A 13,900-nucleotide genomic window follows, 5' to 3' on the forward strand; every position below is an offset into this window, starting at 1 on the left:
TCATTAAACATTTTTAAACACAAGAAGTATAAGAGTATAATTTATGCAACAAAAAATAAAATACCTATAAATCAAAAATGTACACAATATATTAAATTAATATAATTTATCCTCTTATATTTTAATTGCATAATTTGTATTTTTTTTACAAAATCTACCTTTATTATGATATACTTCCAAAGTATCTTATGTATTTATAGGAAAATCACATGTTGATTAGTTTTTATGCAGAAAATTTTTTATCTTTTAAAGGTAAAATAGAATTTAGTATGCTTGCAGACAATGGCAACGATAAGAATTCAGTTGCTTTTAGAAAAAATAAAATTTTAAAGACTGCTGTAATTTATGGTGCAAACGCTAGCGGAAAATCAAATTTATTAAAAGCATTATCTTTTTTTAAAAATCTAACCAGAAATATGAATAAAGTAATTCAATCAGTAGATAAGCTGGGCTATGCCCCTTATCTGTTAAATACAAAAAATAAGGTTAAACCTTCCAAGTTTGAAATGATATTTACAATAGATGACACAAAATATACATACGGCTTTTCGAATGATGCAGATAAGGTTTATGAAGAATATTTGTATGCAGATGAAAAAGGTAAAAACTCAAGACTTTTTTATAGAAATGGCCTAGGCGAAGATTATGTAAATGCAGGCAAATTTAAAGAAGGGGCGCCTTTTTTTGATAAAGTAAATAAAAAAATTAAACTACTTGACAATAGGTTATTTTTATGGAAATGCGACGAAGAAAAAGGTCAAATATCGCATAAAATTTTAAAATATATGTCGAATATAAAACTAATAGACGCGAGCGAATCAAATAATTATACTGGTATTACTAATAAAATGATCAAAGATGATGATAACTTAAGAAAAAAGATAGTTGATTTCATACAAAAAATGGATACTGGAATAAAAGATATTCATCACAAGGAAGAAGATATACCGGCTGATATGCTTGATTTTTTACGAAATTTCCCAAATTTTCCGAATGATATATCACCTGATAAAATGAAAGCAATCAGTATAAACACAAGCCATGACGCATACAATGAGAAAAATGAATTAATTGGCAAAGAATTATTTGATTTAAACGATGAGAGCACTGGAACTCAAAAACTTTTTCAGATACTTGGACCGGTATTTGATTCGCTTGAAAATGGAAACGTTTTACTTATAGATGAGTTAGAAGCTAGTTTGCACCCGTTTATTACAGCTACTATCGTTAAGCTTTTTAATAGTGAATATAATGAAAATGGAGCACAACTTATTTTTACTACTCACGACCTAAATGTCTTTTCGCTTTTCAACCGAGATCAGATATGGTTTGCCCAAAAGGATAAATTCGGTGCATCTGAATTTTACTCGCTTTTAGATATCAAGGGCGTAAGAAATGGTATAAATTTTGCGAAACATTATAAAATGGGAAATTATGGTGCGTTGCCTTACATAAATTTCGATTTTTCAAAGGCTAAAAATGAAAAGGAGTAGAAATACCAGAGAGCAAATTTGCGGTATTATCATAGCATGTGAAGACAGTGTTTCATCTCCTGAATATTTTAAACAAATTGTTTCAAAACTAAAGGAAGAGAAAAAAATTACACCACATTCTTTTGTTATAGCAAATCATAGACACAATAACCCAAAAGGAGTTTTACAAGATTTACAAAATTATAAGGATGGGAATATAACATATAAAGACTTTAATAGTAAATGGATAGTTATAGACCGAGATGCAAAAATGGGATGTGATAGATCTGGGCATGATATACAAGACTTTAACAACGCAATAAAAGATGCAAATAAAAAAGATATAAAAGTAGCTTATGCAAATGACAGCTTTGAATTGTGGTATTTGTTGCATTTTAGATATATAGACACCAGCATAATGAGAGATAAAATTCTAAAAGATGTTATTATTGAACTCAAAAGAAATTTTCCAGGCGAATTTCAAAATTTAAATGAAGAAAATATAAAGACAAAAGAACAGACGCAAAAGATATATGAAAAATTATTGGTAAAACAGCAAACAGCTATCAAAAATGCAGAAAAACTTCTGACCAACTACGGGAACAACCATAAACCAGAAAGCGACAACCCGTCAACTACTATTCATAAGCTAGTGCTAGAACTTAATAACATCTAAATTAAAATATTTATATACCCACAGCACAAAAAAGTAAAAATTTCTAAAGACACCTATTATATAATTAAAATCAAACAATACAAAAGCATATCTGCAAGAGAAATTTATAATATTAGCTATCTTGAAAACGATCTAAAAAATAAAGAAAAGATAGATGAAAGAGATAAATTTTACAAAAAGGTTGATACTAGGGTTTAAATTTAAGGGTAAAATCCAAAAAAGTTTATTGTAATTTAATCTTTTGGGGCATATAATCAATTCTTTGTAAATTCCAAACTTAAAAGAGACTGCTATGAATTTCACACCACTTTTTGCAATATTTTTTATAATCGCAACTGGTTTTTTTGCTAAAAAAGTCGGCATTGTTGAGCAAAAGCACTCGATCCCATTTGTGGATTTTGTCCTTTGTTTTGCAATGCCTGCGCTAATCTTTGACAAAATTTACCACGTAAATGTCGATGCCTCACTTATAAACACGATCCTTATTGGCTTTGCATCAACCGCCATTAGCGCCGCTTTGGCATTTGTCATAGGTAAGGTTTTTAAATTTACCAAAATAACAACCGTTAGTATGGTCATGCTAAGCCTTTTTGGTAACACACTATTTGTCGGTATGCCTGTCATTCAGGGCTTCTTTGGCGATGCAATGGTAAATGAGGTCATCTTTTATGATCAAATAGCCACTGGTATCCCGCTCTCGATCCTTGGACCACTCATCCTATCTTTTGCCGCACCAGAGAAGGTTTCTCTATTTCAAAATACAATGAAAATTTTAAAATTTCCACCATTTATCGCGCTTATTATGGGTCTTATCTTAAAAGAAGTCCCACTTCCAGATTTTATCTTTGCGCCACTTAGGATGTTTGAAGGCAGCGTCACTCCAGTCGCACTTTTTGCGATCGGCGTTGGTCTTAACTTTAGCAGTATCACAAGCTCATATAAAGGCGTTAGCGTCGTGCTTTTGTGCAAAATGATCTTGCCAGCTATCGTATTTTTTATCATATTAAAAGTCTCAGGTATCCAGATGAGCAAAACTTGGGTCGTTGGTCTCTTTCAATGTGCGATGCCGACATCAGCCCTTGCAAGTGCGATGGTCATAAAAGCTGGACTTGATAGCTCTCTAGCCATCTCATCAGTAGCTATCGGTGTGCTTTTTTCATTTATCACGTTACCAGTTATCTATTTTGTATTTGCATAAATTCACACTTATTTCACACTAAGTGACTACAATTGCAACATAATTTAATTTAAAGGAGACTTTATGAAAAAGTTAATCTTAGTTGCACTTGGTGCTATGTTTATGTTTGGCGGTCTTGCAAATGCTACTGAAATGATGCAAAAGGACAAGATGGGCAAAGATGAGATGATGAAGAAAGAGCAGATGATGAAAGATGATATGTCTAAAAAACATCCTGTCAAAAAACACGAAGCTAAAAAAGAAGACATGGGCATGAAAGACGAAATGAAAAAAGACGACATGGGTATGAAAAAAGACGACATGGGCATGAAAGACGAAATGAAAAAAGATGACATGGGTATGAAAAAAGACGACATGGGCATGAAAGACGAAATGAAAAAAGGCATGTAAAGGCACTTGATGGTCAGAATTTTGCTTGTTGAAGATGATGAAACATTACTTGATCTAATAAGCGAGTATCTGGGCGAAAATGGTTACGATGTCACCACTACAAACAATGCCAAAGACGCACTAGATCTTGCATACGAGCGAAATTTTGACCTACTTATACTAGACGTCAAACTCCCGCAAGGCGACGGCTTCTCCCTACTTTCATCGCTACGTGAGCTTGGCGTCACAACACCTAGCATATTTACCACCTCGCTAAACACCATAGACGACCTTGAAAAAGGCTACAAAAGCGGCTGCGATGACTATCTAAAAAAGCCATTTGAGCTAAAAGAGCTACTTATCCGCATGCAAGCTCTCATAAAAAGAAATTTCTCACACCAAAACGGCGAAGATATCAAAATTTTAGATGATCTTTGCTTTCACCCACAGAGCAAAACTCTAAGTAAAAACGGCGAAAATGTAAATATCTCGAGCAAAGAGAGCGACCTGCTCGCCCTATTTTTGCAAAACAAGGGCAAAATTTTAACCAAAGATGAAATTTTTAATAAAATTTGGAGTTTTGACGAGGAGCCAAGCGAGCTTAGCCTTCGTGTATATATCAAAAATTTACGCCAAATTTTAGGCAAAGATGCCATTTTAAACAAGCGTGGAGACGGCTACATCTATGTCTGAAAAGACGCAAATTTTATTTAAAATTTTATCCCTCTATCTTGTTAGCTCTGTGCTATTTTTGAGCTATTTTTTTATACACGACTACCAAAATAAAAAAGAAGCACTCATCTTAAACGAGGTAAAAAGCCTAAAAGAGATCAAGATGGGCATTTACATGAAAGCAAGGACAAATGGTCTTAGTTCGGTTTCAAGCCTAACAAAAGAAAAAGGGGTAAAAGCCTGCATCATTTCAAAAAATGGAGCGAAAATTTATCAAGACTTTGCCTGCGAAAACATAGATAAAGAAAAAAATATAAATTTGATAAACGGCAAGGTTACGATCTTTGAAAACATCCAAAGCATGGATAACGACATAACAGATGAGCTTTCTAGCGCTGAGATATTTTTAGTTGGCAAGGACATCAAAAAAGAGATCTTATCCCTTGTAATTTCATGCGTTATGGATGCTATATTTTTCCTTTTTATACTGCTTTTCATCGCCTTTTACTTAGCAAAACTAAGCCTAAAGCCACTTTATGAAAAGATAGATACGCTAAATCACTTCATAAAAGACTCAACACACGAGATAAACACGCCCCTAAGCGTCATCTCGATGAGCATAGAAACAGCCGATCGTGAAAACCTAAATGAGCGAAATTTAAAGCGCTTTAACAACATCAGCCTTGCTGCAAAGAGCCTAGGCAGCATCTATGACGCGCTCGTTCATCTAAGTTTTAACCTTGATAGGCCAAGCAAAAAAGAGCTAATAGATCTAAATTTGCTAACCACGCAAAGGCTAAACTATTTTTCACCATTTTTTGCCAAACGCGGACTTAAGATAGACGCTAGCCTAAAGCCTAGTTTTATAAACGCAGACCTTGAAGATGTGAGTAAAATTTTAGACAACCTCTTAAGCAACGCCTCAAAATATGCAGCGACAAATTCAAAGGTTAGCATCATTTTAGGGCCAAATTTCTTTAGCATAAGCAACACTGGACGTGGCATCAGTAAAGAGCAGCAGATGAAAATTTTTGATCGTTACACGAGATTTAACGACGATCAAGGCGGCTTTGGCATAGGGCTAAATTTAGTAAAAGAGTGCTGCAAGAAAAATGGCATCGCCGTAAAATGCCAAAGCGAGCTTGATGGCGAGACTACGTTTTTGCTCTCTTGGCAGAGCTAAATTTAAAACTACCCTACTCTAAATAATAAAATTTATTAAAAAAAAGAATTTATACCCAAAATTTATTTTTGATAAATTTTATTAATATTATAATCCTTTTACAAAATCTTAATCAAGGAGAAAAGTATGAAACTACTTGAAAAATACGGGCTTTTCATAAATGGTGAGTGGCGTGACGCAAAAGACGGTGCTACACTTGATGCCAAAAATCCAGCAAACGGCGAGCACCTTGCAAAGATCGCTGACGCTACCGAAGAAGATGTAAATGACGCAGTTCGTGCTGCACGTGAAGCTTTTAAGAAATTTAAACACACCACAATTAGCGAGCGAGCAAAGCTACTAAACAAGATCGCTGATATCATCGACGAACACAAAGAGCACCTCGCAAAAGTCGAGAGTATGGACAACGGCAAGCCAATCCGTGAAACGCTAAATGTCGATATCCCTTTTGCAGCTGAGCATTTTAGGTACTTTGCTGGCGTTATCATGGGCGAAGAAGGCAGCGCAAATGTGCTTGACGAGAAGCAACTCTCTATCGTTTTGCGCGAACCAATAGGCGTCGTGGGTCAGATCGTGCCTTGGAATTTTCCATTTTTAATGGCAGCTTGGAAGCTAGCTCCAGTGATCGCAGCAGGCGATGCGAGCGTGTTTAAGCCTTCAAGCGAGACAAGCCTAAGCGTGCTTGAGCTATTTAGGCTGATAGATAAAATTTTGCCAAAAGGTTTGATAAACATAGTAACGGGCAAAGGCAGCAAGAGCGGCGAGTGGATCAAAAACCACCCAGGCCTTGACAAGCTAGCATTTACTGGCTCAACCGAGATCGGCCGTGATATCGCCATAGCTGCGGCTCGCCGTATCATCCCAGCTACACTTGAGCTTGGCGGCAAGAGCGCAAACATCTTCTTTAGCGACGCAAATTTAGACAAGGCGCTTGACGGCCTTCAGCTTGGAATTTTGTTTAACCAAGGTCAAGTTTGCTGCGCAGGGTCTAGAATTTTCGTAGAAGAGAGCTTTTATGACAAATTTATAGAGGCTGCTGTTAAGAAATTTAGTACCATAAAAGTTGGCGATCCGCTTGATCCTAAGACTCAAATGGGCTCTCAGATCAATAAAAAACAAGCCGAGCAAATTCTAGAATATGTCGAGATCGGCAAAAAAGAAGGTGCAAAAGTAGCAGTCGGAGGCAAGGCCTACACTGCAAATGGTTGCAACAATGGCGCATTTGTCGAGCCAACGCTGCTAGTTGATGTGACAAACGATATGAGAGTGGCTCAGGAAGAAATTTTTGGACCAGTTGGCGTCGTCATCAAATTTAAAGATGAAGCCGAGCTTATCAAAATGGTAAATGATAGCGAATACGGCCTTGGTGGCGGAATTTTCACGCAAGACATCACAAAAGCACTTCGTGTCGCAAGGTCTATGGAGACTGGCAGGGTCTGGATCAACACTTATAACCAAATCCCAGCAGGCAGCCCATTTGGTGGATATAAAAACTCAGGTATCGGCCGTGAGACGCACAAGATCATACTTGAGCACTACACTCAGATGAAAAACATCATGATAGATCTCACTGGCAAAGTAAGCGGCTTTTACGCACAATGATTTTAGGGGGTTTTGCCCCCCTACTGCTTTAAATTTCATAAATAAAATTTCATTCTAAATTTATCAACAAATAACAATCTTTATTTTTAAGTTTAATAGACTAAAATTTGCGCCAAAGGAGAAAATTTGAGCGAGCAAATTTACATTATCGGCGACGTTCACGGCTGTTTTAACACGCTTTTAGAGCTTATCAAGCAGTTTCCAAACAAAGAAAAATCTCAAATTTGCTTTGTTGGCGACGTGATAGATCGTGGGCTTTTTAGCTGCGACGTGGTCGAACTTATCATGCAAAATGACTATAAAATGGTCATGGGAAATCACGAGCGAAGACTGCTAAGCAATAAACTTGAATTTCTAAACAACAAAGTGCCATTTGACAGGAGCTGGTTCTTTGGAAACGGCGGAGAAGAGACATATAGATCATATCTTGGACAAAGCGTAGAGTTTAAGCAAAGGCATGTGGATTTTTTAGAAAGCAGGCCAGTTTATCTGGAATTTAAAGATTATAAAACCCAAAATGGCGAGCATCTAGTCGTCTCTCACTCAGCCGTTGGCAATATGTGGGAGCTAAGAAACGACAAATACGCTAGTGAAGAGTTTAAAAGGCACCTGCTCTCAGGCAGAGGCGACGAGATGCAAGTTAGTGGCATATTTAATGTCTATGGTCACACGCCAGTAAGAGAGGTAAAATTTTATAAAAATAGCGCAGATATCGACACTGGCTGCGTTTTTAATGAAGTTGGTTATGACAAACTAAGTGCGTTAGAATTTCCATCGATGAAAATTTATACGCAAAGAAATGTTGAAAATTTTAACAAAAAGGATAAAGATGTGGTTTTCTAAAAAGAGTTCTAGCTTTGCTAGTAGGGTTGATAAATTTTGGAGCGAACTTGGTAAAAATTTAGATGTCATCAAGCGTAATTTAGAGGATAAAAATTACGAAACAGCGAGTAAAATGACTGAGGAGGCGCTAAATTTATGTTTAGTAGATCCAACTTTTATGATAGGCCTTGTTGATAATAAGATCGATCTAGTGCTAACACCAGAAGGGATGAAATATAGGCTTTTTTGGCTTAAATTTATCAAATCACGCATGCCAAAAGAGTATGAGACAAAGCTTACTTGCACGCTTGGCAAACCACGTGCACCACGCGACGTAGCCACTATACAGATGTATGGCGTGAGTGTTGATGCAAATGAGGTCATGGTCTATGCAAATTTTGAAGAAAAAAGCGTGGATATGTGCCTATACAACGAGACTTTAAGCAAGCTAAAAAGCGAAGATGAAAACAAGGCCTACACACTAGCTTTCATACTTTGCGACAATGTTGTTGGCGAGACAGCGATGATAAACACACTTGGAGACTTTGAGATCGTAGATGAGCCAAGAGAAAAAGGCGTCGCGCTTACCGACTTTGCCGATCTTATAGATGATAAATTTGGCAAAGAGGCCTCGAGCGAACCGCTAAAGCAGTTTAGCTTTTATGAGCTTGAACCCCGCTCAGACGCACTAAGAGATGATGTATTTATGGGATATACGAGCCTAACCTCGCTACTAAATGAATACTATGACGGCAAAAGCGATATCTATAATGAAGCCTACGAGCTTGGCATAAATTTCTGCTTTTTAGCCCTTGATCACGGTGGCGATGTGCAGTTTGGTGTTGATAGCAAAAACAAGATAGAAGATGAGCTTGAAACTAGTACTTTTTGCGAGAGTATGGGCGCAGCGACTGGCACTAAGCACTCTTATGTTGATCTTATCTGCTTTGATAAAGACGAGCTTGAAAAGGCTGTTAGCAAATTTAGCAAAGAGCTTGATATCAAGATAGAAATTTGCGAGTTTAAACGCTAGATACATAAAAATTTAACGTAAAATATTACATATCCTGCTAGCTGGTAAATTTAAAATAGCCAGCTGGCAATAAATTTATCCTTTAAATTTAGAGCTATTTGAGAGATAGGCGCAAAATTTAAGCCCATATAAAAAGATGATCCACGAGATGTAGATCCAGACAAAGAAGAAAAGCACGGCTGAAAACGAGCCATAGACGCTTAGATAGGTCTTGTTGTAAAGGACATAATAGACAAAGGCTGACTTGCCAAGATACCAAACGAGCGAGGCGGCAAATGAGCTAAAAAACGCGCTTTTAAATTTTATCTCGTCATTTACTGAGATGAGATATGTGACGCAAAATATCACCCAGATGATGAGATATGGCACGATGCTTAAGAAATTTATCCAGCTTGTAAATTTAGTCGAGTTTAGCATCTCTTGCACAAGGCTTGAGAGGTAAAAGCTGCCAGCGAGTCCGAGTGGTGCAAGTGTGATAAGCGTCCAGTACGAGCTAAGTGCCGACCAAAATCCCCTAGCCTTACTAGCTCTTGTCACTTTTAAGACTACGTATTCATAGTCGCTAAAAAACATAGCTGAAGTAAATATCATCGCCACAAAGCCAACTATGCCTAAATTTCCGCTATTTTGGAGAAAATTTTGCAAGTAGTTTGAGATGATCTCTTGGTTGCTTGGCAAAAGAGCTGAGAAGACAAAGTCTTGAATTTTGGCGTAATAATCCTCAAAGCTAGGAAGTTTTGTAAAGATAGAAAACGATATAAGAAGTATCGGTATGATCGATAAGATCGTGTGAAAACTAAGGCTTGCTGCGTAGTGAAAGAGCTCTTTGTCCTTAAGAGCAGCTAGCAAATTTAAACCACTCTTTAAATCGCTCTTGCTTAAGGACAAACGGCTCATTTATCAGTTGTCTTCTTCAAAAAGTTTTTCGTAGTGAGCGTCGTAGTTGTTGATGTGCTCGCTATTTAGCTTCCAAAATACAGTGTCTATGTCGCTAACTCTTGTATAAAATGGTAGTTGATAGTACTCAACCTCGCCAGTTTTAAACTCCTTTAGCACCTTAAAGCTTTGACAATCAGCAAAAACGCTTCTGCCATCCATCGCGACAAAGATAAGTCCAGCTGCACTTTGAGCGCACATCTTTCTAAAGTCATCTCTGCTTGGATTTGGCTTGTATTCGTAGCTTAAGTATGCTCCGACAAGGTCTGGATGGATAAATATCATATTAGGAAATGCGCCCAAAACCTCTTCATAAATTTCTTTATTTGGCACGACGATTAGCGAGCGGTTATAAAGGTAGTTTAGCACGACTATATCGCCACTTGCAGGTGCGATGCCAGGGAGTGGGAGAGCCTTTTGCTCAAGTAGGTCAAACACCTCAAATCTAACCTTCGCAAAGCCGGCATTTTTTGAGACAACGCTCACTCTTGCGATGATAGAGCTATCAGTGTCAAATTTATGGAGCACGACGCCGCTTGATCCGATCAAAATTTCAGGACTATCAACTATCGTTGCTGTGCCGTCACTCTCGACGCTAATAAGAGGAGTTCTATACTCATTTAAAGAAAAATCAGCCCCAAAAGCAAAGCCAAAAAACAGCGATAAAATCACGATTATACGTTTCAAAAATATCTCCTAAGTTTAAATTTTTAGAGCGATTATAGCCTAAAATGCTTTATCTTTTGCAAAATTAAAGCAAGTTTTAGTTAAAATCTCTCCCAGCTTTTTAAAAGGATATCGATGCCTCGTATTTTTGTGATTTTTGCAATATTATGTATAAATTTATATGCCATAAAACCAACTGTTGATGAGCTTAGTTGGCCAAATGGCAGCAGCTTTTTAAATTTCCTAGAGACAAATAAAATCCCACTTTCACTTTACTACAACCTAGCAAGCGAAGATCAAGAGCTAACAGAAGAGATCATCGCCGGCACAAAATATCAAATTTACAAAGACGATAACGGCGAGGTTAAACAAGCTCTCATCCCCGTTAGTGACGAGCTTCAGATACATATTTATAGAGATGATAAGGGCAAATTTCAGCTTGAGTTTATCCCGATCTTATACCAAAGCGAAGATAAAGTTTTAGCCCTAAAAGTCGATAAATCAGTCTCTGAAGATATCTTTGACTACACTGGCTCTGGCACGCTAGCACTTGGTTTCAAAGAGGTTTTTAGCGGCAGCGGGATTGATTTTAAAAAGATAAACAAAGGCGATACGATCGCTATCGTTTATAACCAAAAACTACGCATGGGGCGCTCTTTTGGCACGCCTGAAATTTACGCAGCGATGATAGAAACTAAAAACAAACGCTACGTGATGTATAAATTTGAAGATAAATTTTATGATAAAAATGGCAAGAAAAATGATAAATTTTTGCTCGTTCGCCCACTTGCAAACGCTAGGATCACATCAAATTTCACCCTAAAAAGATGGCATCCGATCCTTCAAAGATATAGAGCGCACCTTGGAGTTGATTATGGTGCTCCAAAAGGCACACCGATCAAGGCTGCAGGCGATGGCACGGTCAAATTTGTCGGACAAAAGAGCGGTTATGGCAGAACCGTCATCATCTCTCACGCTGGCGGCTACGAGACACTTTATGCTCATCTAAATGGCTTTGCAAAGGGCATAAGAAGCGGTCTTAAAGTAAAACAAGGCACGCTAATAGCATACGTTGGCACAAGCGGCATGAGCACTGGCCCACACTTGCACTTTGGCCTCTATCTAGGTGGCAAGCCGATCAATCCAGAAAGCGCCATCAAAGTCGTAAAAAATATAGAAGATAAAAAAGAGTCGGCTAAATTTAAAGCAGTCATAAATAGAGATGATGAGCTGATAAGACAAGCTCTAAACAACGACAAAGAGTATCACAAGGTGGAATTTTTCCCTAACGTAATAGATTTTTAAAGGTAAAACTTGAGCCAAGAACTAGAAGAAGCAAAAGAGCTGATAGATCAGCACTTAAATGAAAATTTAGAAGACGGTGAGCTCTCCCCTTACGAGCTAGCCCAGCATCTTAAAACACTTAAAAAGCACGATGAAGAGCTTTTTGCCAAGTACCTTGAAAAACTAGATCCTGAAATTTTGGGTGATGTGGCGATAGAGTTACCTGATCACATGCTAAAAGACGTGATCGACACGCTCCCAGCTGAAAAGATCGTAGAAGCGCTTGAAGAGCTAGAGAGTGACGATGCGACAGACCTACTTCAATACATCGAGGATATCGATGAGGACAAGGCTAGAGAGCTTTTTAACGAGCTAGATAAAGAAAATCAAAACGAAATTTTAAGACTTAGAAGCTACGACGAAGATAGAGCTGGTGCGCACATGCAAACAGAGCTATTTTCAGCTCATCTTGAAGAGAAGCTTGGCAGCGCAGTCGCAAGACTAAGACAAGAGAAGCAAGAAGGCAAACTAGAAAATGTCTCACAGCTTTTCATCATCGATAAAAATAGCGTCTTGCAATACGCCATCCCACTTGAAGATCTCATCCTCTTTGACTTTACAAAGACGCTAAAACAAAATATCGAATCAACCCAGATCGACCACTACAAGCCTCACATGGCAAACGATATGGATCTCATGCAAGATGTCGCTGATATGTTTCAAGAGTACGATCTAAACGTTATCGCAGTTACAAGTAGCACTGGCATACTGCTTGGTCGTATCACGTATGATGATATCCATGACTACATCCAAGAGAGCGCTACAGAGCAAATTTATAACCTAGCTGGCGTTGATGACGAGTCAGAAGAGGACGATACGCTATTTAAAGCGGGTCGTGGCCGTGCGGTTTGGCTTGGTGTAAATTTACTAACAGCACTTTTTAGCTCATCTATCATCGGACTTTTTGATGAGACGATCGCAGCTTACGTCGCACTTGCAGTTTTGATGCCAATAGTTGCTTCAATGGGTGGCAACACTGGCACGCAAGCACTTGCCGTTACGGTTCGTCGTTTGGCACTTGGCGAGATAGAATTTAAAGATGCAAAGAGCGTTTTAAAGCGCGAGGTGACGATCTCACTCGTAAATGGCCTCATCTTTGGCGCTATCATGGGCGTCATCGCCGCTGTTTGGTTTGATAAAGGCATGCTTGGCGTGGTTATTGGCCTTAGTATGGTTACAAATTTATTCTTTGCTGGTTTTTTTGGCACGATCATACCTTTGACGCTAAGGCGCTTTAACATCGATCCTGCCGTTGGCTCGGCGGTCATTCTTACTACATTTACTGATGCGATAGGATTTTTTAGCTTTTTAGGACTTGCAAAATGGATACTACTATAACAAATTTAGAAATTTTACCTCTTGGTGAGTCAAAATACCTAAAGCCATTTAAGATGAAATTTAAACAAAATGGCTTGCAAAGGGACTGGGACTGCGTCAAAGTGATGAATAGCGTTAGTATATTTTTATATCACGAGCAAAAAGATGCATTTTTGTTTGTCAAGCAGTTTCGCCCAGCTGTTTGGTACTCGCAAGAAAAAGAAGGCATCAAAACAAATGAGCAAGGCTTTACCTATGAGCTTTGCGCAGGGCTTATGGATAAGGGGCTAAGCGAAGAGCAAACAGCTAGAGAAGAGGCAGTCGAAGAGGTCGGATATGAGCTAAAAGAGATGGAGCATATCACGATGACGTATGGCGCTTTTGGCTTTGGTGGCAACACTCAAACGATGTTTTACGCAAAGATCGATGAGAGTATGAAAGTAAATGCGGGTGGTGGCGTCGATGGCGAGGATATCGAGCTAGTTTTTATAAAACGAGAAGATATGATGAAATTTGCCTTTGATGAGAGCAAGGTCAAGGGCTTTGGGCTCATCTTTGCCTACTTGTGGTGGGAGAAATTTAAAGGCTAAAATGAGACCTTTTTGATAAG

14 protein-coding genes are annotated in these 13,900 nt (G+C 38.1%); 12 read left to right on the top strand and 2 right to left on the bottom strand.

From position 1 onward, the window contains the following. Positions 1 to 209 precede the first annotated feature (209 nt). The 9 genes from F3G76_RS00535 to F3G76_RS00575 all read left to right on the top strand — a co-directional run bounded on the left by F3G76_RS00535 (position 210) and on the right by F3G76_RS00575 (position 9,027). Positions 210 to 1,493, top strand: a complete 1,284-nt coding sequence (locus tag F3G76_RS00535; RefSeq protein ID WP_107930560.1) for an AAA family ATPase — start codon at positions 210 to 212, stop codon at positions 1,491 to 1,493. Next, entirely contained in the window at positions 1,480 to 2,148 is a 669-nt protein-coding gene (locus F3G76_RS00540) for an RloB family protein (RefSeq protein WP_107930562.1), read from the top strand. The genes F3G76_RS00535 and F3G76_RS00540 overlap by 14 nt, the downstream gene beginning before the upstream one ends. 292 nt (positions 2,149 to 2,440) lie before the next feature. Beyond that, on the top strand, positions 2,441 to 3,346 hold the full coding sequence (locus F3G76_RS00545) for an AEC family transporter (RefSeq protein ID WP_009293909.1): 906 nt from the start codon (positions 2,441 to 2,443) through the stop codon (positions 3,344 to 3,346). A 63-nt stretch (positions 3,347 to 3,409) separates the two neighbouring features. Next, a complete protein-coding gene (locus F3G76_RS00550; protein ID WP_021085558.1) occupies positions 3,410 to 3,736 on the top strand; it encodes a hypothetical protein in 327 nt (108 codons plus the stop codon). A 9-nt stretch (positions 3,737 to 3,745) separates the two neighbouring features. After that, complete coding sequence (locus F3G76_RS00555) at positions 3,746 to 4,408, top strand: response regulator transcription factor (protein ID WP_107891798.1); 663 nt, start codon at positions 3,746 to 3,748, stop codon at positions 4,406 to 4,408. Continuing rightward, the gene (locus tag F3G76_RS00560; protein WP_149705622.1) at positions 4,401 to 5,570 is read left to right on the top strand and encodes a sensor histidine kinase; all 1,170 of its coding nucleotides are present in this window, start codon (positions 4,401 to 4,403) and stop codon (positions 5,568 to 5,570) included. The genes F3G76_RS00555 and F3G76_RS00560 overlap by 8 nt, the downstream gene beginning before the upstream one ends. Positions 5,571 to 5,696: 126 nt before the next feature. Continuing rightward, on the top strand, positions 5,697 to 7,172 hold the full coding sequence (locus tag F3G76_RS00565) for an aldehyde dehydrogenase family protein (RefSeq protein WP_149705623.1): 1,476 nt from the start codon (positions 5,697 to 5,699) through the stop codon (positions 7,170 to 7,172). Between the two features lie 126 nt (positions 7,173 to 7,298). Next, positions 7,299 to 8,015 (top strand): metallophosphoesterase, encoded by a 717-nt coding sequence (locus F3G76_RS00570; RefSeq protein ID WP_149705624.1) that lies wholly within the window; start codon positions 7,299 to 7,301, stop codon positions 8,013 to 8,015. Beyond that, on the top strand, positions 8,002 to 9,027 hold the full coding sequence (locus tag F3G76_RS00575; RefSeq protein ID WP_149705625.1) for a hypothetical protein: 1,026 nt from the start codon (positions 8,002 to 8,004) through the stop codon (positions 9,025 to 9,027). Before F3G76_RS00570 ends, F3G76_RS00575 begins: the two co-directional genes overlap by 14 nt. 75 nt (positions 9,028 to 9,102) lie before the next feature. Here the strand turns inward: F3G76_RS00575 and F3G76_RS00580 are convergent, their stop codons facing one another. Both F3G76_RS00580 and F3G76_RS00585 read right to left on the bottom strand, forming a co-directional pair. Beyond that, positions 9,103 to 9,924: a YihY family inner membrane protein gene (locus tag F3G76_RS00580; RefSeq protein ID WP_002942744.1), complete on the bottom strand. Its 822-nt coding sequence runs from the start codon at positions 9,922 to 9,924 to the stop codon at positions 9,103 to 9,105. Positions 9,925 to 9,927: 3 nt separating this feature from the next. After that, positions 9,928 to 10,650, bottom strand: coding sequence for a plasminogen-binding N-terminal domain-containing protein (locus tag F3G76_RS00585; protein WP_002942758.1), 723 nt, complete (start codon positions 10,648 to 10,650; stop codon positions 9,928 to 9,930). 114 nt (positions 10,651 to 10,764) lie between these two features. Here F3G76_RS00585 and F3G76_RS00590 point away from each other — a divergent pair, with 114 nt between their 5' ends. The 3 genes from F3G76_RS00590 to F3G76_RS00600 are packed head-to-tail and all read left to right on the top strand — an operon-like array spanning position 10,765 to position 13,880. After that, positions 10,765 to 11,934 (top strand): peptidoglycan DD-metalloendopeptidase family protein, encoded by a 1,170-nt coding sequence (locus F3G76_RS00590; protein WP_149705626.1) that lies wholly within the window; start codon positions 10,765 to 10,767, stop codon positions 11,932 to 11,934. A 9-nt stretch (positions 11,935 to 11,943) separates the two neighbouring features. Further along, positions 11,944 to 13,311 (top strand): magnesium transporter, encoded by a 1,368-nt coding sequence (mgtE, locus tag F3G76_RS00595; protein ID WP_149705627.1) that lies wholly within the window; start codon positions 11,944 to 11,946, stop codon positions 13,309 to 13,311. Further along, a complete protein-coding gene (locus tag F3G76_RS00600; RefSeq protein WP_149705628.1) occupies positions 13,296 to 13,880 on the top strand; it encodes an NUDIX domain-containing protein in 585 nt (194 codons plus the stop codon). Before mgtE ends, F3G76_RS00600 begins: the two co-directional genes overlap by 16 nt. Positions 13,881 to 13,900: the final 20 nt, after the last annotated feature.

The sequence above is a fragment of the Campylobacter concisus genome (genome assembly GCF_902460575.1).
GTDB classification, from domain to species: domain Bacteria; phylum Campylobacterota; class Campylobacteria; order Campylobacterales; family Campylobacteraceae; genus Campylobacter_A; species Campylobacter_A concisus_AW.